A 23796-nucleotide genomic window follows, 5' to 3' on the forward strand; every position below is an offset into this window, starting at 1 on the left:
GCAAAGCGCGCGGACCCGCTCACACAGACGGTTTTTCCCCCAAAACAACACAGTCCCTGCCATGTTCACGAGACTTCGCGAAGATATCGCCACGATCCGCGAGCGCGATCCCGCCGCCCGCAGCGCATGGGAAGTGCTCACGTGTTATCCGGGACTGCACGCGCTCATGCTGCATCGGATCGCGCACGCGTGTTGGCGCGCAAAGCGCCGTTGGCTCGCGCGTTTCGTGTCGCAGATGGCGCGCTTCATGACCGGTATCGAGATCCATCCGGGCGCGACCGTCGGGCGGCGCGTGTTCATCGATCACGGCATGGGCGTCGTGATCGGCGAGACCGCGCAGATCGGCGACGACTGCACGATCTACCAAGGTGTGACACTCGGTGGTACGTCGCTCACTCGCGGCGCGAAGCGGCATCCGACGCTCGAGCGTGGCGTAATCGTCGGTGCGGGCGCGAAAGTGCTCGGCAGTTTCACGATCGGCGCGGACGCGAAGATCGGATCGAACGCCGTGGTGACAAAGCCGGTGCCCGCGCGTGGCACGGCGGTCGGCAATCCGGCGCGCATCATCGTGCCGGCGTCGGTCGCCGCGGACGCGAACGGCGCCAACGGTGCGAACGCGAATGCAAACAACGCCGCGCGCGACGCGAAGCGTGGCGGCGAAATCAGCGCGTTCTGCGCATACGGCATTACGCCCAACGCGGACGATCCTGTTTCGCTCGCGATTCACGGTCTGATCGATCATGCGGCTACCCAGGCGCGGCGTATCGATGAAATCGTCGATGCGCTCGAGCGGCTCGGCACCAGCCTCGAAGGGCTGCAAGGCGCGGACGCGGCGTTGCTCGACTTGCGGCGTCTATCGGCGGCGATCGCGGGGAAGGTGGAAGGGGTGGCGGCGGAGCGCTAGATATCGGCGCTTCGACAGCGCGAAGCGCACGCCGTACTTACCGGTTCAATCCAGCGGCAACGCCCGAATCCCGTCGGCATCGATCTTCAGATAGCCGCCACGGCGCTCGCCGTGATCGAGATCCCAGTCTGGCAGAACCCAACGCGTGCCGCCCGGCTCGCGATGCCGCGCGGGCAGATGGGTATGCCCGTGAATGATCGTCGCGGTCTTCGATTTCCTGAACAGCGTGGCGACGCCGCGCGGGGTCACGTCATACTTGATCGACATTGGCCGCGTGCGGCCGTGCTCGCTCTTCGAGCGCATGTTCTCGGCGAGCTTGCGACGCCAGCGAAACGGCCACGCGAGAAACAGTGTCTGCGCGAGTCGATTGCGCGCGAAGCACCTGAACAACTGATAGCCGCGATCCGCGGTGCACAGCCCATCGCCATGGGCGAGCGCAATGCGCGTGCCGAACGCGGTGATCACGAATGGATCGGGCAGCCAGATCGCACCGGCAGCTTTCATGAAGCGCTTGCCCAGCAGAAAGTCGCGATTACCGTGCATGATGTAGAGCGCGATACCGCGCTCGGACAGCGTGTGCAGCAGCGCCGCAATACGGGCGACGAACGGCTCGCCCAGCATGTCGTCTCCGACCCAGTATTCGAACAGGTCGCCGAGGATGAAGACCGAGTCGGCCGCTTCAGCGTTCACGCGGATGAAGTGCTCGAACGCGGCGACCGTGCGCGGAATCGCCTCGCTCAGATGCAGATCGGAGAGGAAGAAAAAAGGGCGCGCGGCGTGCGGGTGTGGGCCCTCGCCTGGCACGCCCGCGGCGACGCTTCGCAGCGGCGTCTCTTGCAGCATTGAAGGTGCCTGATGTCAGTTCAAACGAGTCGACGCCCGCATGGGGCGCGACTCACTCACGGCTTAGCCGACGACGACAGCCTTTTCGATCACGACGTCATCGACCGGCACGTCCTGATGGAAGCCCTTCGAGCCTGTCTTGACCTTCTTGATCTTCTCGACCACGTCCATGCCTTCGACGACCTTGCCGAACACCGCGTAGCCCCAGCCTTGCGGCGTCGGCGACGAGTGGTTCAGGAAGTCGTTGTCGTTCACGTTGATGAAGAATTGCGCGGTCGCCGAATGCGGGTCGTTGGTACGTGCCATCGCGATCGAGCCGTTCTCGTTCTTCAGACCGTTGTTCGCCTCGTTGTTGATCGGCTCGGCCGTCGGCTTCTGCTTCATGCCGGGTTCGAAGCCGCCGCCCTGGATCATGAAGCCGTCGATCACGCGGTGAAACACCGTGTTGTCGTAGTGGCCGGCCTTCACGTAGTTCAGGAAGTTCTCGACCGACTTCGGCGCCTTTTCGGCGTTCAGTTCGAGTTTGATGACGCCGTGGTTCGTATGCAGTTCAACCATGATGGAATCCTTTGATGAACAGGTGGATAAAAGGCGCGTCGCGTCGTCATGCGTTGACGACAGGCCGCGCCGGGGCGTTGGTTGGGGCCGGGCTTCGGCCGCGCGGATTCGCTTGCTCGTGCGCCCGCCCGTTCGTTGTTATTTGCTCACCACCGTCGCCGACTGGATCACGACCGGTTTCTGCGGTACATCGCTCATCGGGCCGCGCGTGGTGGTGGGCGTGGCTTCGATGCGCTTCACGACGTCCATGCCGCTCGTGACCTTGCCGAACACCGCGTAGCCGTTGCCGTCCGGATTCGGGTAGTCGAGATTGGCATTGTCCACCGTGTTGATGAAGAACTGCGCGGTGGCGGAGTTCGGGTCGCTGGTGCGTGCCATCGCGATCGTGCCGGCGGTGTTCTTCAGACCGTTGCGGCTTTCGAGCGGGATCGGCGCGCGCGTCGGCTTCTCGGCGAAGCTCTGCGTATAGCCGCCGCCCTGGATCATGAAGCCCGGAATCACGCGATGAAAGATCGTGCCGCTATATTGGCCGGCTTTCACGTAGTCGAGAAAGTTCGCGACCGTCTTTGGCGCCTTTTCGGGATACAGCTCGACGCGGATGTCACCCTCCGACGTCTTCAACAGCACGGAAGGATGAGCGGCCTGCGAACCGGACTGCGCATAGGCGGGTGCGTTTGCGATCAGGGCGGCGCTGCCGAGCGCCAACATCAACCATTTCATGAAAATCCTCGGGGTTGGAGAAAACGTGCGGCAGGCAAAGAGCCCGGCGCTCAGCGCGACGGCGCCATGTACGGCGGCATGGCGAGCGAGCCGTTCGGGCCGCCGAACTGGAAGCTCGGGCTGTCGGTAATGTTCGACGTGGGGTGCGCGGCGGGCCCGGTCGTCTGCTCGGCAGCGGGCTGCGACGCCGCGGCAACGGGCACAGCGGGCGACACGACCTTCTGGATGTCCGCGAGACGCTGCGCGGTCCTCGGGCTAGCCTTGCCGAGGCTTTCCGCGCGACGGTACGCGGCATCGGCGAGGCGCAGATAGAGGTCGCCGAGGTTCTCGAACGCGAGACCGTAGTTCGGATTGACCTGGGTGGCCATCTCGAGCGCGGCGCGCGCTTCGGTCAAGCGGCCTTGTCTCGCGAACAGCGTGGCGAGGTTGTTGTACGGTTCGGGCAACTCGGGATACAACTGCGTGAGTTCGGTGAACGCGGTGATCGCTTCGTCGTCGCGATTCAGATGCACGAGCACGTTTGCGCGTTTGAATTTCGCTTGTGCGTCGCGCGGGTTCGCGGCGACGCGCGCATCGAGTTGGGTCAGCGCGGCTTGCCAGTTTTTCTGCGCGATCGACGCGTCGATTTCGGGCGTGTTGTCACGCACGGCGGGGCCTTGCGGCATCACCGCCGCCTTCTGCGCATAAGCGCTCGCAACCGGCACCGCGGCAAGCGCGGCAACGACAGTGATTCGCCACGCGAGGGCGCGCGCCGCTTCGAAAGTAACGCCGCCAACAACGCCGCCGACAACGTCGCCAAACGCAATCGCGGCGAGGGTCGCAGCGCTGCGCGCGCGGCCGCTGGAGTGTTTCATAGGCTCAGGTCTGGATGTTATACTCCGAGCCATTCTAACAAAAGGTCTGCGCGTTCCGTCGAACCGCCGACTGTCTTTTCGCCACTCGTGGCCGTCTCCGCCCGGTTCGCAGTATCGTCTGCAGCCTGATCGCCGCACGAGGTGCGCCGGTTTAAGCTGTATGCGACGCACCCGTTGTCCTGTTGGTTTCGCGGGTCGCGACGCGCATGAAGCACAATGCGGACTTCTTTCGGCCCACGCACCGCTCTCTATGGAATCTCTGCGCATCTACAACACGCTCGCGCGTGACAAACAGACTTTCGTGCCGCTGCGCGAAGGTGTCGTGCGGATGTACGTCTGCGGGATGACCGTGTACGACTATTGTCACGTCGGTCATGCGCGGGTGATGGTCGTGTTCGACATCGTGCAGCGCTGGTTGCGCGCGCTCGGGTACAACGTGACCTACGTGCGCAACATTACCGATATCGACGACAAGATCATCAAGCGTGCAGTCGAGAACGGTGAAACTATCAAATCGCTGACTGATCGCTTCATCGCCGCGCTGCATGAAGACGCGGACGCGCTCGGCATCGAGCGTCCGGACATCGAGCCGCGCGCGACCGACTTCATTCCGCAGATGCTCGGCATGATCGAGGCACTCGAGAAAAACGGCTACGCGTACCAGGCGAGCGACGGCGACGTCAACTACGCGGTACGCAAATTCGCAGGCTACGGCAAGCTGTCGGGCAAGTCGCTCGAAGACCTGCGCGCGGGCGAACGTGTCGCGGCCAACGACGCGAAACAGGACCCGCTCGACTTCGTGCTGTGGAAGCAGGCGAAGCCCGATGAACCGGCCGACACCGGCTGGGATTCGAAGTACGGGCGCGGTCGTCCCGGCTGGCACATCGAGTGCTCGGCGATGGGCTGCACGCTGCTCGGCGAACAGTTCGACATTCACGGTGGTGGTCAGGATCTGCAGTTTCCGCACCACGAAAACGAGATCGCGCAAAGCGAGGCCGCGACCGGACAAACATTCGTCAATTATTGGATGCACAACGGCTACGTACAGATCGACAATGAGAAGATGTCGAAGTCGTTGAACAATTTTTTTACGATTCGCGAAGTGCTCGCGCAGTACGATGCAGAGGTGGTGCGTTTCTTCATCGCTCGCGCACATTACCGCTCGCCGCTGAACTACAGCGACGTGCATATCGACGACGCGCGCAATGCGCTCGCGCGTTTATACACGGCGTTGAAAGACGTGACACCCGATAATGCCGCGCTCGACTGGAACGAAGCGTACGCGCAGCGTTTCCAGGCAGCGATGAACGACGACTTCAACACGCCGGTGGCGGTATCGGTGCTGTTCGAACTGGCCACTGAAGTGAATCGCACGCGCGACCCAGCGCTGGCCCGTCAATTGCGCGCGCTTGGCGCGGTGCTCGGGCTGCTTGGACGCGAACCGCGTGCGTACCTGCAGCAGGCAGCGGGTGCTGCAGCCGAAGGCGCGCTCGAGCCCGCCGCGATCGAAGCGAAGATCGCCGCGCGCATCGCCGCCAAGCAGGCAAAGGACTATGCGGCAGCAGACCGGATCCGGGCTGAATTGCTCGAGGCCGGCGTTGCCCTTGAAGACAAACCCGGCGGGTTGACCGAGTGGCGGCGCGTGTGAGCGCACCTCGTACTTCCCTCTGAACGACTCGCCAGGCAGGAGGCAGGATGGCAACGGCCACGAAGACGCCGGCTAAACGCGCGGCGTCTCAAACCAGTGCGGCTGCCGCAGCATCGGCAGCCGCAGCCAAGTCGACGCGTGCGTCGACTCGCGCGGGAGATGGCGCGATAGACAAAGCGTCATCGAAAGCGGGCGGGGCGGCGAAAGCCGGCTCGGCCGCGGCAAAGAAGAGCGCGGTCAAACGCTCGCTTAATGGTGCGGGCGGCGCGGGCACTGAAGCCGCGCACGCGCCGGCCGCGAAGCGCGCGAAAACGGCCTCGCCGACGAAGGGCAATGGCGCAGTGCCGGCCGAACTGGCCGGAGACGTGCAGGAACTCGCACGCGATACCAACGCAGGCGAAGTCGTGCGCAAGACGCGTGTGTCGGCCACCTCGGCGAGCACGGTCAGCGCCGGCGGCGAAGCGGCCGGTGTCGCATCGCTCGCGAACGAAGTCGCGGTGCCGGTGCAGATCGGCGGCCTCGCGCCTGAAGTCACGCGTCCCGCGTATTGGGATAAGGCGTGTGCAGACCTCGTCAAGCGCGATCGCATTCTGAAAAAGCTGATTCCGAAGTTCGGCCCCGTGCATCTTCTGAGTCGTGGCGATCCGTTCGTCACGCTTGCGCGCTCGGTGGTCGGCCAGCAGATTTCGGTCGCGTCGGCGCAGGCGGTGTGGGCGAAGGTCGAAGCCGCGTGTCCGAAGCTCGTGCCGCAGCAGTTCATCAGGCTTGGTCTCGAGAAGCTGACCGCGTGCGGTCTGTCGAAACGCAAGGCCGAGTACGTGCTCGATCTCGCGCGGCATTTCGTGTCGGGCGCATTGCATGTTGGCAAATGGACGTCGATGGACGACGAGGCGGTGATCGCCGAACTCACGCAGATTCGCGGCATCGGCCGCTGGACCGCGGAGATGTTCCTGATCTTCAACCTGTCGCGTCCCGACGTGCTGCCGCTCGACGACCTCGGCCTGATCCGCGCGATCAGCGTCAACTATTTCAGCGGCGAACCCGTCACGCGCAGCGAAGCGCGCGAGGTTGCCGCGAACTGGGAGCCGTGGCGCACCGTGGCGACCTGGTACATGTGGCGTAGTCTCGATCCGTTGCCGGTCGACTACTGAAGAAGAACAGGAAGCGAAGCCGTTTCAAAGGCTATCGTGTATATCATGTCGATAGTTGAGAAATGGTTTTGACATCGGCTCGCGCGGTTAGAATACGCGCTGCCCGGTAAGTCCAAGGATTACAACCAATGAAGACCACGTTTCTGGATTTCGAACAGCCGATCGCTGAACTCGAAGCGAAGATCGAAGAATTGCGCTTCGTGCAGGACGACTCGGCCGTCGATATTTCGGAAGAGATCGAGCGGCTGTCCAAGAAGAGCCAGCAGCTCACCAAAGATCTGTATGCGAACCTCACACCTTGGCAGGTTTCGCAAATCGCCCGTCATCCGCAGCGTCCGTACACGTTCGACTACGTGAGCGAGCTGTTCACCGACTTCCATGAACTGCATGGCGACCGCAGCTTCGCGGACGATCTGTCGATCGTCGGCGGTCTCGCGCGGTTCAACGGTCAGGCGTGCATGGTGATCGGTCATCAGAAGGGCCGCGACACCAAGGAGCGCGCGCTGCGCAACTTCGGCATGCCGCGTCCGGAAGGCTATCGTAAGGCCGAGCGTCTGATGCGTCTCGCCGAGAAGTTTGGCCTGCCGATCTTCACGTTCATCGACACGCCGGGCGCGTACCCCGGCATCGGCGCGGAAGAGCGCGGCCAGTCCGAAGCGATCGGCCGCAATCTGTACGTGATGGCCGAGCTGAAGACGCCGGTGATTGCGACAATCATCGGCGAGGGCGGCTCGGGCGGCGCGCTCGCGATCGCAGTGGCCGACAGCGTGCTGATGCTGCAGTTCTCGACCTACTCGGTGATTTCGCCGGAGGGTTGCGCGTCGATTCTGTGGAAAAGTGCCGCAAAGGCGCCGGAAGCAGCGGAAGCGCTCGGCTTGACCGCGCATCGCCTGAAGGCGCTCGGTCTGATCGACAAGATCGTCAACGAGCCGCTCGGCGGCGCGCATCGCGATCCGAAGGGCATGGCCGCGATGCTGCGCCGTGCGCTCGCCGATTCGCTGCGCCAGTTCCAGGGTATGAGCACCAACGACCTGCGCGAACGCCGTTTCGAACGGCTGATGGCGTACGGCAAATTCAAGGAAACGACGCCGGGCGCATAAGCCCGCGCGTTGACCTGTCTCTATCGTCCACCGGCGCTTTCCGCGCTAACGACGTGACCACCACCGCCGACTCATCCGCCGAGCGCCTCGTGATCGAGGCGCTCGGCGCGGCGCTGTCCGGGCTCGATCCGAACGCGCGGATTGCGCTCGCATTCAGCGGCGGGGTTGATTCCAGCGTGCTGCTCGATGCGGCGGTGCGCGTCGCGGGTGCGTCGCGTTGTGTCGCGCTGCATGTGCACCATGGTTTGAGTCCAAATGCCGATGCGTGGCTCGCGCATTGCGAGGTATTCGCGCGCGAACGTGGCGTGGAATTCGACGCGCGACGCGTGGACGTTTCCCGCGCGCCGGGCGTGAGCATCGAGGCCGCGGCACGCGACGCGCGTTATCGCGCGCTCGACGCGATGTGCGCAGCGCACGACATCAGCACGCTATGGCTCGCGCAGCATGCGGACGATCAGGCCGAGACCGTGCTGCTGCAACTGCTGCGCGGCGCCGGTCTCGCAGGGCTCGCGGCGATGGCGCCCGGCTCGCAGCCGACGGGTGCGTCGACGACACGTATGCGGCCGCTTCTGCATCTGCTGCGCGCGCAACTCGAACGCTATGCGAGCGCGCGAAAGCTGCGCTGGATCGACGACGAATCGAATGCGGACATGCGGTACGCGCGCAACGCATTGCGTCATCAGGTGATGCCGGTCCTCGCGGTGCACTTTCCGGGCTTTCGCGATGCGCTCGCGCGCACGGCCGCGCATGCGGCATCCGCGCAGCGCTTGCTCGATACGCTCGCGCGCGCGGACATGGAGAGCGCGGCGCGCGATGAAGGACGCGCGCTCGCGCACGACGCGCTGCTTGCCCTCGACGACGATCGCGCGCTGAATCTGCTGCGCTACTGGATGCGTACGCTCGGCTTCATCGCCGCATCGAGCGCACGTGTCGCGGATGCGCTGCGGCAGTTGCGCGAAGTCGGTGCGGGGCAGGACGGACATCGTCTGCGTATCGATCATGCGGGGCATGCGTTGCGCAGCTATCGCGGCCTCGTCTACTGGGAGGCCGGCGACAGCAGCGAGCCCGCCGACGAAACCGCGCTCGTGGAGCGCGAGATCAGCGAACTCGCGTGGCAGGGGCAAGAGGTCTGGCATCTGCCGCAATGGCGGGGCACGTTCGTGTTCGCGCTGGTGGATGCAGCCGCTGCCTCCGACGTCGCAGACGCATCGCCCGAAGCGCCACATGACGAAGCATCGGATACCGTTCCCGTCGGCGTCCTGCAACGCGCTTCGCTAAGCGTGCGGGCGCGCCGCGGCGGCGAACGCATGCGCGTCGGTGCGTCGAATGCGCCGAGCCGCACGCTGAAGAACCTGTTTCAGGAGCGCGGCATTCCCGCATGGAAGCGCGACGTGCCATTGCTTTACGTCGGCGATGAACTGCTGTTCGTGCCGCTGATCGGCGTGAATCGTGGGACGGTGCGCGACGCATCCGAGCACGAACCGCGCGTGAAAATCGCATGGCGCGAAGATCTGCTGATCGCCTGAGTGCCGGTCGGGCAGTCGCGCATGCCGCGCGTGCGCATGTCGAAATAGTGAAATAGGGCGCAAATCAACGATAAAACAGGCCATTGCGGGGCTGATTTGACGCATTTGAACGCTCTCTGCGTCTTGTCTTTTTGCGCCTAATCATGTACTTTAGCTTGTTTGCCCGACCCGATTTCGCCGTCGCTTTTGTCGCTATCGGTCGTTAGTGCCGGCAGGCGTGCGTGATCCGTCGTCGCCGTTCAAATCCGATCAGCCATTTGCGATTTCATCCCGGGCAAATCCGCGCGTGCTGCACGCGTGCTGCATCTACGCCGCCACACACTTTGCCGCCGTTCACGAGACGTTGCGCCCCTGTGCTTTCTGTGCGGTCGTCTCCAGCGCGCCAGCGCGGTTTATCTTCCAGTTCAGAACGACAATGGCACTCATCGTACACAAATACGGCGGCACCTCGATGGGCTCGGTCGAGCGCATCAAGAACGTCGCCAAGCGCGTCGCGAAATGGCACAAGGCCGGCCACCAGATGGTCGTCGTGCCCTCGGCAATGTCCGGCGAAACCAATCGCCTGCTTGGCCTCGCGAAAGAAATCACGACTCAACCGAGCCCGCGTGAACTCGACATGATCGCCGCCACCGGCGAGCAGGTGAGCTCGGGTCTGCTCGCGATCGCGCTGCAGGAAGCCGGCGTCGAAGCGGTCAGCTACGCAGGCTGGCAGGTGCCGGTCAAAACCGATAGCGCGTTCACGAAAGCGCGCATCAGCGACATCGACGGCGAGCGCGTCAAGCAAGACCTCGCGGCCGGTAGGGTGGTCGTGATCACCGGCTTCCAGGGCATCGACCCCGACGGCCACATCACGACGCTCGGCCGCGGTGGCTCGGACACTTCGGCGGTCGCGGTCGCGGCTGCGCTGAAGGCCGACGAGTGCCTGATCTACACGGACGTCGACGGTGTGTACACGACGGACCCGCGCGTCGTTGAAGAAGCGCGCCGGCTCGACCGCGTGACGTTCGAAGAAATGCTGGAAATGGCCAGCCTGGGTTCGAAGGTGCTGCAGATCCGCTCGGTGGAATTCGCCGGCAAATATCAGGTGAAGACGCGCGTGCTGTCGAGCCTGACCGATCCGCTGATGCCGCTCGACGACGAAATGAAGTCGGGCACCCTGATTACTTTTGAAGAAGACGAGACCATGGAAAAAGCAGTCATCTCGGGCATCGCGTTCCAGCGCGACGAAGCTCGTATCGCCGTGATGGGCGTGCCCGACAAGCCGGGCATCGCGTATCAGATTCTCGGCCCGGTGGCGGACGCGAATATCGACGTCGACATGATCATTCAGAACCAGAGCGTCGAGGGCAAGACGGCGTTCACGTTCACGGTTGGCCGCGGCGACTATGCGCGCGCAATGGAAATCCTCACCGGCACGGTGAAGGCCCACGTGCAGGCCGAGCAGGTGCTGGGCGACCCGAAGGTGTCGAAGGTGTCGGTGGTCGGCGTTGGGATGCGCTCGCACGTCGGCATCGCGAGCAAGATGTTCCGCACGCTGTCGGAAGAGGGCATCAACATTCAGATGATCTCGACCTCTGAAATCAAGATTTCGGTGTTGATCGACGAAAAGTACATGGAGCTCGCAGTGCGCGCGCTGCATAAGGCCTTCGAACTCGATCAGGCATAAATGGCGGAAAAAACGGGGCGCTCTAGAGCGCCCCGTTTGTTTTGTGGCGTTCATGTGAACGATTTGCGTCGCGGGACGCGTCGTTGGCACAAAAAACGTTCGCGAGACATTGACCTTATCGGCCCGGCCCGCTATTATCTTGGCTTCGTCGCACTGACTCCCTGTGCGACAGAAAGTTTGGGAGACGTGGCCGAGAGGTCGAAGGCACTCCCCTGCTAAGGGAGCATCTGGGCCAAAACCTGGATCGAGGGTTCGAATCCCTCCGTCTCCGCCAGCAATGGTGGCGAAACCCCGCAGAGTCTAGGCTCTGCGGGGTTTTTGTTTTTCGGCGACCGTCGTTTCGTTTTCTCTCACTGCCCAAGCTTTGCGCGGCGACGAGGTGAGTTGTTGCTTGCATTGAATCGGCGGCGCCACGCAGTGATGTCGACGGGATTGTCCTGTTATGCAGGCATCCTGATCACTGCTGTCTCTCTGAACGCGCGCCGCTTAGAACGCCTGCCGCAACCCCACCATACCGACGAACAGAGACTGGCACGACGACGGCGTCGTGTTCCACCGCGAGCGCGTCGGCGGCGGTCACACCGCTGCCCGACGCGATCAGCGATTTGCCGCTTGCATGTTGATAGGCCTCGAGCGCGTACAGCTTGGTGCGCGCCGACAGGTTATAGGTCTGTTCGAGTGAGATTTGATGATAGTGCGCCGGGTCGGTGATGTGATTTGTCTCGCTTGCCTGCGTGAAGCTATAGCCGCCGTCGACAGTCACGCTCGGCGTGAGCCGGTACGTCGCGAACGCGCCGTAAAGTGTTGAATACCGCCTTGTCGAAGAACAGCGAGCCGTGGCCCGGTGCGTCCTGCACATTAGAGTAGTTGAGGCCCAACATCAGATCGTGCCACGTGTAGCGGCAGTGCACCGCTGAACAGGCTGCCGTTCGCAACGCTGCCGTGAACGCCGCTGAGACCGTACTGCGCACTTGCCCGCAGACCCGCGATCGTCGGTGATAGATAGGTAACCGAATTATTGAGCGCAGTGTCGTGTCGAGGGCGTCGAGATCGCCAGGGGTGCGCGCCGGTCGCGCCGGTCAGCACGCCGGTCGGTCCGAGTGCGCCGACTACCTGGAAGTAGGGCGTGTACTGGCGTCACGGTGCCTTAGCGGTCGTTCGCGAGGCCGACATCGGCCTGGCGGTTGGACAGGTAGCCCGCGGTGCTTTGCGCGCCGCTCAGCGAATTGAAGCCGCTCTGGAGCCGGAAGATCGCCTTCGTGCCGCTGCATGAATGTTCTTTCGAAAATGAAATGTTCGTTTGCGGCAGACCCGCCAGACCCGCAGCCCCCGGGCCCGCCGACGGCGCTTTTTCACCGCCGCATAGCGCATGTAACCAGACATTACGCCGCGCCTTTGAGGCGATTTTCAGCATCAGTTATTACAAAGTTGAAATACGCGCGTTGCTGCCTTGCGTTATATTTCCGCCAACAAAACATGTTCGTACAAAGGTGATCAATGAAGTCCGCTCGTCTTGTTCCACTTATGCTCGGGGTGTTGACGTTGGCTGCATCGGGTGCCGCGATGGCCGCGGGGCTCAACGTCGGGGTCAATATCGGCATTCCCGCGCCGGTCTACGTCGCACCGGCGCCGGTCTACGCACCGCCGCCTCCGCCGCCGCCTCCCGTGGTCTACCAGCCGGCTCCGGTGTACTACGGCGGTCCGCAGATCGTGATCGGCTGGCATGGCGACCGTTACTGGGACGGCCATCGCTACTGGGCGCGCGACGACTGGTATCGCCACCATCCGCCGGGCCACGGCGACTATCGTCACGGTCACTACGACCAGCATCGCGGCTGGCACTGAGCCGGCACCGCGGCGCGCTAACTGGCCGCAGCGACACCGAAACCGCCCTTCGAGGGCGGTTTTCGTTTTTTGGGCTGAAGCATCGACAGTCGATGCATTTCGTCGCAGTCGCCCGCCAGATCGCGCAAGCTAATTGGGTAGAATCCCCCACATCGCCACTGCCCACTTACCAGCACGACTCCATGACAACAGGCTCGCAACGGGTTCAAACGCCTGAGGGACTTCGATACAGCGTGATCCACGGACCGTTGCGCGCCGCGTTCGCCGTCGCGCTGCTGTGCGCGAGTCTGCTCGCCGCGCCGCATGCGCATGCCGCTCATGCGATCGCGCAATACGGCGAGCCGAAATATCCGGCCGGCTTCCAACACTTCGACTACGTCAATCCCAATGCGCCAAAAGGCGGCACGCTCGTGCTCGCCAATCCGAGCCGTCTGACGAGCTTCGACAAGTTCAATCCGTTCACGCTGCGCGGCAATGCGGCGCCCGGCCTCGAATTGATGTTCGAGAGCCTGACGATCGGTAGCAGCGACGAAGTCGCGTCGGCCTACGGGCTGCTCGCCGACAACATCGTGGTCGCGCCCGACGGACTGTCGGTCACCTTCCACATCAATCCGCGCGCGCGCTTTTCGAACGGCGACCCCGTGACCGCCGACGACGTTAAGTTCTCGCTCGACACGCTGAAGAGCCCGCAGGCCGCGCCGCAGTTCGCATCGCTTTTCAGCGAGATCAAGGGCGCGGTCGTGGTCGATCCGGCCACGGTGCGCTTCGAGTTTCGCGAGCGTAATCGCGAGTTGCCGCTGCTCGCCGGCAGCATGCCGGTGTTCTCCCGCAAGTGGGGGCTGAAGCCCGACGGCAGCCGCATTCCGTTCGATCAGCTCGCGTTCGAAAAGCCGATCGGCAGCGGGCCGTATCTGATCGACAGTTTCGACAACGGCCGCACGATCACGTTTAAGCGCGACCCGAACTACTGGGGCGCCGCTCTGCCGGTGCGCGTCGGCATGAACAATTTCGATCGCATCGTCTACAAGCTGTACGCGGATAGCACCGCGCGGCTGGAGGCGTTCAAGGCCGGCGAGTACGATGCCCTGGTCGAATACATCGCGCGCAACTGGGTGCGGCGCGACGTCGGCAAAAGGTTCGACAGTGGCGAGTTGATCAAGCGCGAGTTTCCGCAGCACAACGGCACCGGGATGCAAGGCTTTTTCCTGAACACGCGCCGGCCGCTGTTCCAGGACGTGCGGGTGCGCAAGGCGCTCGATCTCGCGCTCGATTTTCAATGGCTGAACCGCCAGTTGTTTTTCAGCCAGTACACGCGCATCGATAGCTATTTCGCCAACACCGAATGGCAGGCGAAGGGGCCGCCGTCGCCCGGCGAGCTGGCGCTGCTCGAGCCGTTTCGCTCGCAGCTCGACCCGGCGGTGTTCGGGCCGCTGTCGAAGCAGCCCGATACCGATCCGCCCGGCTCGCTGCGCGCGAATCTGCTGGCGGCGCGCGATCTGCTTCAGCAGGCCGGCTGGACCTATCGCGACGGCGCGCTGCGCAACGCCAACGGCGAGCCGTTCCAGTTCGAGATACTCGACGACGCGGGTTCGGCCTCGTCGATGGAGCCGATCATCGCGACATTCACGCGCAATCTGCAGAAGCTCGGCATTACCGTGAACTTCCGCACCACCGACTTCGCGGTGTATCAGAAGCGGCTCGACGCATTCGATTTCGACGTGACGACGATTCGGATGCCGGACGTGCAGGTGCCAGGCTCCGAGCAGATCACCCGCTTCGGCAGCAAGGCCGCCGATACCCCCGGCTCGGACAACGCGATCGGCCTGAAGTCACCGGCCGTCGACGCGGTGTTGAACGCGCTCGTGCACGCGCAAACGCGCGAGCAACTGACCGACGCCGCGCACGCGCTCGACCGTCTGCTGATGCATGGCTACTATGTGGTGCCGCACTGGTACAGCGGCACGCATCGCGTCGCGTACAAGCGCGGGCTCGCGTGGCCGAAGACTTTGCCGCTGTACTATGGCGCGGAGGGCTGGATCACGACGATGTGGTGGTACGAAGATCCGCAGGCGCACGCGCACACGGCCAGCGCCGACTGATCCGCAGAGCCATCGCCCCCACCAACGCGTTCGCACTGGAACACCGCCTATGTGGAGCTACATCCTCAAACGCCTGCTGCTGATGATCCCGACGCTGCTCGGCGTGCTGACGCTGACCTTCGTCGTGATCCAGTTCGTGCCGGGCGGTCCCGTCGAGCAGATGCAGCACGAGCTGCGCAAGGGCGCGGAGGGCGCCTCGCCGTTCGGGCTGCGCTCGCATAGCGGCGTCGACGCGCAGCAGATCGCGCAACTGAAGCAGCTTTACGGTTTCGACAAGCCGCCGCTCGAACGCTACGGGCTGATGCTCAAGCGCTTCGCGACCTTCGATCTCGGGCAGAGCTATTTCCGGCATCAGAGCGTGTGGTCGCTGATCGTGTCGAAGCTGCCGGTGTCGATCAGCATCGGCCTATGGACCTTCTTTCTCACTTATCTGATATCGGTGCCGCTCGGCATCGCGAAGGCGGTGCGCAACGGCTCGCACTTCGATATCGCGACGAGCCTCGTCGTGCTGGTCGGCTACGCGATTCCGGGCTTCGTGCTGGGCGTGCTGCTGCTCGTGCTGTTCGGCGGCGGCACGTTCCTGCAGCTGTTTCCGCTGCGCAACCTCACGTCCGACAACTGGGACCAGCTGAGCCTCGTCGGCAAGGTGCTCGACTATCTGTGGCATATCACGTTGCCGATCACAGCGTCGGTAGTGGGCAGCTTCGCGGTCGTCACGATGCTGACGAAAAACGCGTTCCTCGACGAGATCCGCAAGCAGTACGTGCTGACCGCGCGCGCCAAAGGTTTGTCCGAGCGGCGCGTGTTGTGGAAGCACGTGTTTCGCAATGCGCTGCTGCCGCTGATCGTCAATTTCCCGGGTGCGTTCATCGGCGCATTTTTCACCGGCAGCCTGCTGATCGAAACGCTGTTTTCGCTCGACGGGCTCGGCTTGCTGTCGTACGAATCGGTGATGCGGCGCGACTATCCGGTCGTGCTCGGCACGCTGTATCTATTCACGCTGATCGGCCTCGTCACGCGGCTGATCTCCGACCTTTGTTACGTGTGGGTCGATCCCCGCATCCAATTCGAACAACTGGAGCGCTGATGAATCGAGCCCGCCTTTCCGCCGATGCTGCGGCGCGCACCGAACCCGCGCAGGCACTGATGTCGCCGTCACCGGCGCGTCGCGTGTGGCACCGGTTTCGCCAGCAGCGTCTCGGCTACTGGAGCCTGATCATCTTCGTGGTCGCGTTCGCGGCGAGCCTAGTGGGGCCGCTGTGGTCGAACGACAAGCCGGTCGTCGTGCGCTACGACGGCCATCTGTATTTCCCGCTCGTGAAGACCTACGCCGAGACCACCTTCGGTGGCGACTTCCCGACGCCGACCGATTTTCTCGATCCGTACATCCGTCACCGCTTCGATGCGCCGGGCAACTTCGCGTTGTATCCGCCGAATCATTACTACTACGACACGCTCAACTACTTCTCGAAGGCGCCCAACCCGGCGCCGCCGTCGCGCGAAAACTGGCTCGGCACCGACGACCGCGGCCGCGATCTGTTCGCGCGTCTACTGTATGGCTTCGGCGTGTCGGTCGTGTTCGGCCTCGTGCTGACCGTGATCAGCACGATAGTCGGCATCGTCGCGGGGGCGGTGCAAGGTTACTTCGGGGGGCGAACGGATATCGTCGGGCAGCGGTTGATCGAAGTCTGGAACGCGATGCCGCAGCTCTATTTGCTGATCATCTTTTCATCGATCTTCGAGCGCAGCTTCGCGCTGCTGATCGTGCTGCTGTCGCTGTTCAACTGGATCGGCCTGTCCGATTACGTGCGCGCCGAATTCCTGCGCAATCGCCAGCAGGACTATGTGCGCGCCGCTCGCGCGATGGGCCTGTCGCATTGGCAGATCATGTGGCGTCACGTGTTGCCGAACAGTCTGACGCCGGTCATCACGTTCCTGCCGTTCAGCATGAGCAGCGCGATTCTCGCGCTGACGAGTCTCGACTTCCTCGGCCTCGGCGTGCCGCCGCCGACGCCGAGCCTCGGCGAGCTCCTTGCTCAGGGCAAGGCGAATCTCGACGCGTGGTGGATCTCGGTGTCGACCTTCGGCGTGCTGGTGACGATGCTGCTGCTGCTGACCTTCATGGGCGACGCGCTGCGCAACGCGCTCGACACCCGTATCTCCGATGCGATACACGCCGGAGGTGGCCAATGAGCGCGCTGCCGCGAATCGATCGGGAAGCGCCGGATACGCCGCTGCTCGAACTCGACCATCTGCGCGTTGCGTTCGGCGACACGGTGGCCGTCGACGACGTCACGCTCGCGATCGCGCGCGGCGAGCGCGTCGCGCTCGTCGGCGAGTCGGGCTCGGGCAAGAGCGTGACCGCGCTGTCGGTGCTGCGCCTGCTGAACGACGCGCAGGTGAGCGGCGCAATCCGCTTCGATGGCGAAGACTTGCTCGCAAAGAGCGAGCGCTCGATGCGCGGGCTGCGCGGCTCGGACATCGCGATGATCTTCCAGGAGCCGATGACCGCGCTCAACCCGCTGTATACGATCGGCGACCAGATTGCCGAGACGATCGTCGTGCATGACGGCGTCAGCGTGGCCGAGGCGTGCCGGCGGGCGGTCGCGTTGCTTGCGCGCACCGGCATCACCGAACCGGAGAAGCGCGTCAACAGCTATCCGCATCAGCTGTCGGGCGGCCAGCGGCAGCGCGCGATGATCGCGATGGCGCTCGCCTGCCGGCCGCGCCTGTTGCTCGCCGACGAGCCGACCACCGCGCTCGATGTGACGATTCGCGCGCAGATCGTCGAACTGCTGCTGGAGTTGCAGCGCGACGAAGCGCAAAAGCGCGGCATGGCCGTGCTGCTGATCACGCACGACCTGAACCTGGTGCGTCACTTTGCGCAGCGCGTCGCGGTGATGGAGCGGGGCGTGCTGGTCGAAACCGGCACGGTCGAGCAGGTGTTCGAGGCACCGCGCCATCCGTATACCCAGCGGCTGCTCGCGAGTCGGCCGCAGCGCGAGGTCGCGCCGGTGCTGCCGATCTCGCCGGTGCTGCTCGAAGCGCGCGACGTGTCGGTCGACTTCAAAACGAAGCTGCCGGGCCTGCGCGGCTGGTTCGGCGCGGGGCGGTTTCGCGCGGTCGACGCGGCGAACGTGTCTGTACGCCAGGGCGAGACGCTTGGAATCGTCGGCGAATCGGGGTCGGGCAAGTCGACGCTCGCGATGGCGCTGCTCGGTCTGCAGCGCACCGCGCACGGCGAGATCCAGTTTCAGGGCAGGGCGCTCGCGAGCTATCGCGGCGCCGAAAAGACCGCGCTGCGCTCGAATATGCAGGTTGTTTTTCAAGATCCTTTTAGTTCGCTTTCACCGCGGCAGACGATCGAGCGGATCGTCGGCGAGGGGCTCGCGCTGCATCGGCCGCAGATGACCCCGCAGGCGCGGCGCGACAAGGTGGTCGGGGTGCTGCGTGAAGTCGGCATCGACCGTACCGCGCTGTATCGCTATCCGCATGAGTTTTCGGGCGGGCAGCGGCAGCGCATCGCGATCGCGCGCGCGCTGGTACTCGAGCCGCGCGTGCTGATCCTCGACGAACCGACCAGCGCGCTCGACGTGTCTATTCAACAGCAGGTGCTCAAGCTGCTCACCGGTTTGCAGCACAAGTACAACCTCGGCTTCGTGTTCATCAGCCACGACCTGGAGGTAATCGGGGCGATGGCGCACCGCGTCGTCGTGATGCAAAACGGATCAATCGTCGAGACCGGCGATGTCGAGAAAATTTTTGCGGCACCCGCGCATCCTTACACTCGAAAGCTGCTGAAAGCGGCACTTGATCGTTGATTTTTCACCCTTTCACCAATTGAGTGCGTATCTCGATTGATTTTTTCTATTCCTTTTGACACGCAAATGCTTACTGGCTAGTATCGACCAAACTTTTTCGTAGACGACTGATTTTTTTGCAAAAACTACCGACCAATGCAGCACAGAAACTTCACCCAGGCTTGCACGCGCGTCGTCGCCGGGATGTTCATTGGCGTCTTGATGGCAGCAGCTCCCGGCGCATTCGCCGATGAAGTAAGCGGTTTTAATCAGAATGCCTCCTATCCGACCACCAACGGCTCGGATCCTCTCTCCCTCCTCGCTCCTCAACCCAAGGCTGCTAGCACCGAAAGCAGCGGCGCCAAATCATTCCTTTCCGGCATGGCCGGAAAAGCGGGCGACGTGGTGGTCGGCGCGCTGAACATGATCGGCGTTCGCTACCGTTGGGGCGGCAATACGCCGGATTCTGGGCTGGATTGCAGCGGTTTCGTGCGCTACGTGTTCCAGGACACGCTCGGCCTCGCGTTGCCGCGCCGCGCCGAGGAAATGAGCCGGATGGGCGAGAAGGTGCGCGTCAGCGACCTGAAGCCGGGCGATCTGGTGTTCTTCAATACGATGCGCCGCACGTTCTCGCACGTCGGCATCTATATCGGCGACAACAAGTTCGTGCACTCGCCGTCCACCGGCAGCACGATCCGCGTCGACGACATGGATGACGGCTACTGGGAAAAGCGCTTCACGGGTGCGCGTCGGATCGAGACCTCGTATCAGGCCGACGATCTGCGCAAGCGCGTGACCGCGACGATCGGCGGGAATAACTGATTCCGCGCTGAGCCCAGCGATAAAAAAGCCTGCTTCGTTCGAAGCAGGCTTTTTGCGTTTGATACGTGCTGTTGCCCCTGGTGGGGCACAGCGACTGTGCGCCACCAGGCGTTCAGGCTCCCATGCGCCGCGCGGCGAGCTTGCGCTGCAATTCCGGCATCATCTTCGCGACCGCTTCCTCGCCGGCGAGGATCGCCGCATTGCGCTGCGAGAAATCGCTGCCGCTCATCGCCGCGAGATTCGGCCGGATCACCACATCGGCGTACTTGTCGAGCTCATAGGCCTTGATCGTCTGGCCCATGATCGTGAAGGTCTGCATCAGCACGTCGAACGAACTCGTGGTGAGGCCAGTCTCCGGTCGCTGCGAAATATCGACGGCGATGACGAAATCCGCGCCCATCTTGCGCGCGAACGACGCCGGTACCGGGCTCACGAGACCCCCATCCACATACTCGTGGCCGCCGATCTTCACCGGCTCGAAAATCGACGGCACGCTGCACGACGCGCGCACGGCGGTGCCGGTGTTGCCGCGCTGGAACAGGATCGGCTGGCCGGTTTGCAGATCTGTCGCGACTACGCCGAGGGGCCTCGCCATCTTCTCGATCGGGCGGTTGTTCAGCGTCGTGTTCAGGTAGTTCTGAAGCGCGACGCCCTGCAGGAAGCCGCGGGTACGAAACGGCATCGCCCAGTCGCTTATCGACGCTTCGTCCATCGACAGCGCGAGCTTGTTGAGCGCGAAGCCGTTCATGCCCGACGCGTACAGCGCGCCGACCACCGAGCCAGCGCTCGTGCCGGCGATCAGGTCGATCTGGATATTGCGGGCCTCGAGCGCCTTGATCACGCCGATGTGCGCAAAGCCGCGCGCAGCGCCGCCGCCGAGAGCGAGCGCGACGCGAACTGGTTTCTGTTGCGCTTTTTCAGGCGGCGCAACGGGGGGCGTCGCGGTGATCGGCGCTCCATTGAGTTTGCCGTTGGTCGTGGTGCAGGCGGCAAGCACCGCGGAGGCTGCCGCTAGCGAAAAGCTGCGGCGGCTCAAACTGGGGGATAAGGGTTTCAACGAGTTCTCCAGCAACGGCGCGGGCGACGCAGGCGGCGTCGCGCGTACCGCGATCAGGCTGAGGTCAGGCCAGGCGGGTCGCCGGCGGCGATTCCGCGCGCTGGAGAGCGTCCCGTTCCTATCGGATCGATGTGCGGGGGCAAGCCCTTATATCAGCGCGCGCACATCTTAATGCAAACGATCGGCGCGCGCGGTCCGCCGTAATGAAACGTTGCAGAGGAAGTATTCGGAACTGGGGCCGCGTCTTTGCAAGATCGGTGGGGCGAGCGCTGGGAAGGTGCCTGCGTAGGTGTCCGGACGCCGTTCGCTCATGCGCCTTAGGCCTTTCGGACGAGGGCGGCAACCCGCGTGCGGAAGGTATAATTCGCCTCTTGCACCTATTTCACTCGTGGCCGTGCGTGACATCGCGCGCAGCATGGGCACGCTTCGCTGCCGCGTTTCGCAGTCATGTTCGCTCGAGCGCCGGCGCCTGTTTTCCGAGTAACCGCTAATGACCACCTCCGTTCGTACCCGTTTCGCACCGAGTCCCACTGGCTTCATCCACCTGGGCAACATCCGCTCCGCGCTGTATCCGTGGGCGTTCGCGCGCAAGATGAAAGGGACCTTCGTGCTGCGGGTCGAGGACACCGACGTCGAGCGCTCCACGACCGAATCCGTCGACGCGATTCTCGAGGGCATGGCATGGCTCGGTCTCGATTTCGACGAAGGCCCGTTTTACCAGATGCAGCGCATGGACCGTTACCGCGAAGTGCTGAAGCAGATGCAGGACGCGGGGCTCGTCTACCCGTGCTACATGTCGACCGAAGAACTCGACGCGCTGCGCGAGCGTCAGCGCGAAGCGGGCGAAAAGCCGCGCTACGACGGAACGTGGCGCCCGGAGCCGGGCAAGGTCCTGCCGCAGCCGCCCGCGGGCGTGACGCCGGTGCTGCGCTTTCGTAATCCGCTGACCGGCGTGGTCGCGTGGGACGACGCGGTGAAAGGGCGCATCGAAATCTCGAACGAAGAACTCGACGATCTCGTGATCGCCCGTCCGGACGGCACGCCGACGTATAACTTCTGCGTCGTCGTCGACGATCTCGACATGCGCATCACTCACGTGATCCGCGGCGACGATCACGTCAACAACACGCCGCGGCAGATCAACATTCTGCGCGCGCTCGGCGGCGAGCCGCCGGTGTATGCACACCTGCCGACCGTGCTGAACGAGCAGGGCGAGAAGATGAGCAAGCGCCACGGCGCGATGAGCGTAATGGGTTACCGCGATGCAGGGTATCTGCCGGAAGCGGTCGTCAACTATCTGGCGCGCCTCGGCTGGTCGCATGGCGACGCGGAGATTTTCACGCGCGAGCAGTTCGTCGAGTGGTTCGATCTCGAGCACCTCGGCAAGTCGCCGGCGCAGTACGACCATGACAAGCTGAACTGGCTCAACGCGCACTACATCAAGGAAGCCGACAACGCACGACTCGCCGAACTGGCGAAACCGTTCTTCGCCGAGCTCGGCATCGAGGAAGCCTCGCTCGCGCAAGGTCCGGATTTGACGGGCGTGGTGGGCCTGATGAAGGATCGTGCGTCGACCGTCAAGGAGATCGCGCAGAATGCCGCGATGTTCTATCGCACGCCGGCACCCGATGCCGAGTCGCTCACCCAGCACGTGACCGACGCGGTTCGCCCGGCGCTCGCTGATCTGGCCGCTGCACTGAAGACGGTCGAATGGACCAAGGAGGCGATCGCCGCCGCATTGAAGGCTACGCTCGGCGCGCACAAGCTGAAGATGCCGCAGCTCGCGATGCCGGTGCGTTTGGTGGTGGCGGGTACGACGCATACGCCGTCGATCGATAGCGTGCTGATGCTGTTCGGTCGCGACGTCGTCGTTGGCCGTATCGAAAAAGCGCTTGGCTGATCAACTGCGGGCGTGCGTGACAGGTGTCTCGCACGCCTTCGGAAAAAATCGCATGTAATTGCTCAAAGGGTATTTACAAACCGCAGGTCGCCCTCTAGAATCTCGTTTCTCTGATGTGCGCGGGGGTATAGCTCAGCTGGGAGAGCGCTTGCATGGCATGCAAGAGGTCAGCGGTTCGATCCCGCTTACCTCCACCAACACAGCAGAGAGAAGTTAAAGTGGTGAAGAAGTCTGAAACTTGTAGAAAAAAAGACTTCACAAATCGCTGAAACGTAGTTAAAATGGCGGTCTTCGCAGTTGACGATAAACAGCTTTACGGATTAACTGAAAAGTTAGAGCGGGTTGAATAAGTCGAAAGCGAGTTAAGACGGATCTGAAAAGATTTTGTCCCCTTCGTCTAGAGGCCTAGGACATCACCCTTTCACGGTGAGTACAGGGGTTCGAATCCCCTAGGGGACGCCAAACATCAGCGTCGCTTTAGTATTCGAGTAGTAGTAAAGCAGCGCAGCTTGCAGAGAATTAACCGACGCTCGCAAGCAGGGTGTAAAGACTGGAGTGGTAGTTCAGTCGGTTAGAATACCGGCCTGTCACGCCGGGGGTCGCGGGTTCGAGTCCCGTCCACTCCGCCAGACAAAGCCCGTTCATACATACCTGAACGGGCTTTTTCATTAAAGGTGTAAGCAGTACGTTGTCCCCTTCGTCTAGAGGCCTAGGACATCACCCTTTCACGGTGAGTACAGGGGTTCGAATCCCCTAGGGGACGCCAGAACATCGGCGTCGTTCGGTTGGAAGTTTGAACGGTGCAGCAGGCTGAAGGCATGGCTCGCAGGCTGCGATGCAAAATCTGGAGCGGTAGTTCAGTTGGTTAGAATACCGGCCTGTCACGCCGGGGGTCGCGGGTTCGAGTCCCGTCCGCTCCGCCAGATATTGAGAAAGCCCACTTCGCAAGAAGTGGGCTTTTTTATTTCGTGCGCCCAGCATGGGCGCATTCCTGCGGGTGTAAGTCCCGCCATAAGCTGGTCACAGCGAATGAAGTGAAGCGCAACTGCACGAGGGCGACCGGATGTGGGGAGGAAGCGTGGAGCGTAAATCGCGAGCCGATGAACAAGAACCGTATAGAAGGCGCTGCCGAGCAGGGCGAGCGGGCGAAAAACCGCGAAGCTCTCGTGACCAAGGTGAAGTGGCGTAGATGCGGCGGTTGTGCGATGAAGGAGTGCGTTCTTACCTGGGGAGGCCTCGCCTCATGCCTGAAAGGGTGACGGCGTCGAGCCGGAGCGAGGAGTCAGCAGAGGCCGTAGTAGTC

At 63.2% G+C, this 23796-nt stretch carries 19 protein-coding genes, 6 tRNA genes and 1 pseudogene; 20 read left to right on the forward strand and 6 right to left on the reverse strand.

What is annotated here, in order from left to right:
- The first annotated feature begins 61 nt into the window (after positions 1-61).
- Positions 62-904, forward strand: a complete 843-nt coding sequence (gene cysE, locus QFZ94_RS19300) for a serine O-acetyltransferase (RefSeq protein ID WP_429458836.1) — start codon at positions 62-64, stop codon at positions 902-904.
- Between the two features lie 45 nt (positions 905-949).
- Here cysE and QFZ94_RS19305 read toward each other — a convergent pair whose 3' ends face one another.
- The 4 genes from QFZ94_RS19305 to QFZ94_RS19320 all read right to left on the reverse strand — a co-directional run bounded on the left by QFZ94_RS19305 (position 950) and on the right by QFZ94_RS19320 (position 3879).
- Positions 950-1747: a UDP-2,3-diacylglucosamine diphosphatase gene (locus tag QFZ94_RS19305; protein ID WP_368586090.1), complete on the reverse strand. Its 798-nt coding sequence runs from the start codon at positions 1745-1747 to the stop codon at positions 950-952.
- Positions 1748-1810: 63 nt separating this feature from the next.
- The gene (locus QFZ94_RS19310; protein ID WP_368586091.1) at positions 1811-2305 is read right to left on the reverse strand and encodes a peptidylprolyl isomerase; all 495 of its coding nucleotides are present in this window, start codon (positions 2303-2305) and stop codon (positions 1811-1813) included.
- A 138-nt stretch (positions 2306-2443) separates the two neighbouring features.
- A complete protein-coding gene (locus QFZ94_RS19315; RefSeq protein WP_429458839.1) occupies positions 2444-3025 on the reverse strand; it encodes a peptidylprolyl isomerase in 582 nt (193 codons plus the stop codon).
- Between the two features lie 50 nt (positions 3026-3075).
- Positions 3076-3879, reverse strand: coding sequence for a tetratricopeptide repeat protein (locus QFZ94_RS19320; protein WP_429458841.1), 804 nt, complete (start codon positions 3877-3879; stop codon positions 3076-3078).
- A gap of 250 nt (positions 3880-4129) precedes the next feature.
- Between QFZ94_RS19320 and cysS the strand changes: the two genes are divergently transcribed.
- The 6 genes from cysS to QFZ94_RS19350 all read left to right on the forward strand — a co-directional run bounded on the left by cysS (position 4130) and on the right by QFZ94_RS19350 (position 11244).
- The gene (gene cysS / locus QFZ94_RS19325; protein WP_368586093.1) at positions 4130-5527 is read left to right on the forward strand and encodes a cysteine--tRNA ligase; all 1398 of its coding nucleotides are present in this window, start codon (positions 4130-4132) and stop codon (positions 5525-5527) included.
- 47 nt (positions 5528-5574) lie between these two features.
- Positions 5575-6678, forward strand: a complete 1104-nt coding sequence (locus QFZ94_RS19330; RefSeq protein WP_429458843.1) for a DNA-3-methyladenine glycosylase family protein — start codon at positions 5575-5577, stop codon at positions 6676-6678.
- Between the two features lie 128 nt (positions 6679-6806).
- A complete protein-coding gene (locus tag QFZ94_RS19335; protein ID WP_368586095.1) occupies positions 6807-7778 on the forward strand; it encodes an acetyl-CoA carboxylase carboxyltransferase subunit alpha in 972 nt (323 codons plus the stop codon).
- Positions 7779-7831: 53 nt separating this feature from the next.
- On the forward strand, positions 7832-9304 hold the full coding sequence (tilS, locus tag QFZ94_RS19340) for a tRNA lysidine(34) synthetase TilS (protein ID WP_429458845.1): 1473 nt from the start codon (positions 7832-7834) through the stop codon (positions 9302-9304).
- Positions 9305-9719: 415 nt separating this feature from the next.
- Entirely contained in the window at positions 9720-10970 is a 1251-nt protein-coding gene (locus QFZ94_RS19345) for an aspartate kinase (RefSeq protein ID WP_018435472.1), read from the forward strand.
- Positions 10971-11150: 180 nt separating this feature from the next.
- Positions 11151-11244 (forward strand) — tRNA-Ser (locus QFZ94_RS19350).
- A 212-nt stretch (positions 11245-11456) separates the two neighbouring features.
- On the opposite strand, the pseudogene QFZ94_RS19355 reads toward QFZ94_RS19350, so the two are convergent.
- A pseudogene (locus tag QFZ94_RS19355) lies at positions 11457-12384 on the reverse strand (porin).
- Between the two features lie 83 nt (positions 12385-12467).
- Between QFZ94_RS19355 and QFZ94_RS19360 the strand changes: the two are divergent.
- The 6 genes from QFZ94_RS19360 (at position 12468) to QFZ94_RS19385 (ending at position 19536) form a co-directional block, all read left to right on the forward strand.
- Entirely contained in the window at positions 12468-12815 is a 348-nt protein-coding gene (locus QFZ94_RS19360) for a hypothetical protein (RefSeq protein WP_026228693.1), read from the forward strand.
- Positions 12816-12997: 182 nt separating this feature from the next.
- Complete coding sequence (locus QFZ94_RS19365; protein ID WP_429458848.1) at positions 12998-14914, forward strand: extracellular solute-binding protein; 1917 nt, start codon at positions 12998-13000, stop codon at positions 14912-14914.
- Positions 14915-14963: 49 nt separating this feature from the next.
- On the forward strand, positions 14964-16001 hold the full coding sequence (locus QFZ94_RS19370; protein WP_368586880.1) for a microcin C ABC transporter permease YejB: 1038 nt from the start codon (positions 14964-14966) through the stop codon (positions 15999-16001).
- Positions 16001-17107: an ABC transporter permease gene (locus tag QFZ94_RS19375; RefSeq protein ID WP_368586881.1), complete on the forward strand. Its 1107-nt coding sequence runs from the start codon at positions 16001-16003 to the stop codon at positions 17105-17107. Before QFZ94_RS19370 ends, QFZ94_RS19375 begins: the two co-directional genes overlap by 1 nt.
- Positions 17104-18735, forward strand: a complete 1632-nt coding sequence (locus QFZ94_RS19380) for an ABC transporter ATP-binding protein (protein ID WP_429458850.1) — start codon at positions 17104-17106, stop codon at positions 18733-18735. The genes QFZ94_RS19375 and QFZ94_RS19380 overlap by 4 nt, the downstream gene beginning before the upstream one ends.
- A 135-nt stretch (positions 18736-18870) precedes the next feature.
- The gene (locus tag QFZ94_RS19385; protein WP_410847928.1) at positions 18871-19536 is read left to right on the forward strand and encodes a C40 family peptidase; all 666 of its coding nucleotides are present in this window, start codon (positions 18871-18873) and stop codon (positions 19534-19536) included.
- Positions 19537-19648: 112 nt separating this feature from the next.
- On the opposite strand, the gene QFZ94_RS19390 is transcribed toward QFZ94_RS19385, so the two are convergent.
- Complete coding sequence (locus tag QFZ94_RS19390; protein WP_368586884.1) at positions 19649-20593, reverse strand: patatin-like phospholipase family protein; 945 nt, start codon at positions 20591-20593, stop codon at positions 19649-19651.
- A 490-nt stretch (positions 20594-21083) separates the two neighbouring features.
- Here QFZ94_RS19390 and gltX point away from each other — a divergent pair, with 490 nt between their 5' ends.
- From gltX to QFZ94_RS19425, 7 genes are all read left to right on the forward strand, one after another.
- On the forward strand, positions 21084-22493 hold the full coding sequence (gene gltX, locus QFZ94_RS19395) for a glutamate--tRNA ligase (RefSeq protein ID WP_410847930.1): 1410 nt from the start codon (positions 21084-21086) through the stop codon (positions 22491-22493).
- A gap of 121 nt (positions 22494-22614) precedes the next feature.
- Positions 22615-22690: transfer RNA gene (locus tag QFZ94_RS19400), tRNA-Ala, on the forward strand.
- 189 nt (positions 22691-22879) lie between these two features.
- Positions 22880-22955, forward strand: a tRNA-Glu gene (locus tag QFZ94_RS19405).
- A 90-nt stretch (positions 22956-23045) separates the two neighbouring features.
- A tRNA-Asp gene (locus QFZ94_RS19410) sits at positions 23046-23122 on the forward strand.
- 61 nt (positions 23123-23183) lie between these two features.
- A tRNA-Glu gene (locus QFZ94_RS19415) sits at positions 23184-23259 on the forward strand.
- A gap of 80 nt (positions 23260-23339) precedes the next feature.
- A tRNA-Asp gene (locus QFZ94_RS19420) sits at positions 23340-23416 on the forward strand.
- A gap of 177 nt (positions 23417-23593) precedes the next feature.
- Positions 23594-23752, forward strand: coding sequence for a hypothetical protein (locus QFZ94_RS19425; protein ID WP_429456375.1), 159 nt, complete (start codon positions 23594-23596; stop codon positions 23750-23752).
- The last annotated feature ends 44 nt before the right edge of the window (positions 23753-23796 follow it).

The organism is Paraburkholderia sp. JPY465, assembly GCF_050436725.1.
Lineage (GTDB): Bacteria > Pseudomonadota > Gammaproteobacteria > Burkholderiales > Burkholderiaceae > Paraburkholderia > Paraburkholderia youngii.

Coding starts and splice junctions, on each gene's coding strand:
- QFZ94_RS19330 (WP_429458843.1), top strand. CDS start 5,575: ATGGCAACGGCCACGAAGACGCCGGCTAAACGCGCGGCGTCTCAAACC.
- QFZ94_RS19365 (WP_429458848.1), top strand. CDS start 12,998: ATGACAACAGGCTCGCAACGGGTTCAAACGCCTGAGGGACTTCGATAC.
- QFZ94_RS19305 (WP_368586090.1), bottom strand. CDS start 1,747: ATGCTGCAAGAGACGCCGCTGCGAAGCGTCGCCGCGGGCGTGCCAGGC.
- QFZ94_RS19425 (WP_429456375.1), top strand. CDS start 23,594: ATGAACAAGAACCGTATAGAAGGCGCTGCCGAGCAGGGCGAGCGGGCG.
- QFZ94_RS19370 (WP_368586880.1), top strand. CDS start 14,964: ATGTGGAGCTACATCCTCAAACGCCTGCTGCTGATGATCCCGACGCTG.
- cysS (WP_368586093.1), top strand. CDS start 4,130: ATGGAATCTCTGCGCATCTACAACACGCTCGCGCGTGACAAACAGACT.
- QFZ94_RS19385 (WP_410847928.1), top strand. CDS start 18,871: ATGCAGCACAGAAACTTCACCCAGGCTTGCACGCGCGTCGTCGCCGGG.
- cysE (WP_429458836.1), top strand. CDS start 62: ATGTTCACGAGACTTCGCGAAGATATCGCCACGATCCGCGAGCGCGAT.
- gltX (WP_410847930.1), top strand. CDS start 21,084: ATGACCACCTCCGTTCGTACCCGTTTCGCACCGAGTCCCACTGGCTTC.
- QFZ94_RS19345 (WP_018435472.1), top strand. CDS start 9,720: ATGGCACTCATCGTACACAAATACGGCGGCACCTCGATGGGCTCGGTC.
- QFZ94_RS19360 (WP_026228693.1), top strand. CDS start 12,468: ATGAAGTCCGCTCGTCTTGTTCCACTTATGCTCGGGGTGTTGACGTTG.
- QFZ94_RS19315 (WP_429458839.1), bottom strand. CDS start 3,025: ATGAAATGGTTGATGTTGGCGCTCGGCAGCGCCGCCCTGATCGCAAAC.
- QFZ94_RS19375 (WP_368586881.1), top strand. CDS start 16,001: ATGAATCGAGCCCGCCTTTCCGCCGATGCTGCGGCGCGCACCGAACCC.
- QFZ94_RS19380 (WP_429458850.1), top strand. CDS start 17,104: ATGAGCGCGCTGCCGCGAATCGATCGGGAAGCGCCGGATACGCCGCTG.
- QFZ94_RS19310 (WP_368586091.1), bottom strand. CDS start 2,305: ATGGTTGAACTGCATACGAACCACGGCGTCATCAAACTCGAACTGAAC.
- QFZ94_RS19335 (WP_368586095.1), top strand. CDS start 6,807: ATGAAGACCACGTTTCTGGATTTCGAACAGCCGATCGCTGAACTCGAA.
- QFZ94_RS19320 (WP_429458841.1), bottom strand. CDS start 3,879: ATGAAACACTCCAGCGGCCGCGCGCGCAGCGCTGCGACCCTCGCCGCG.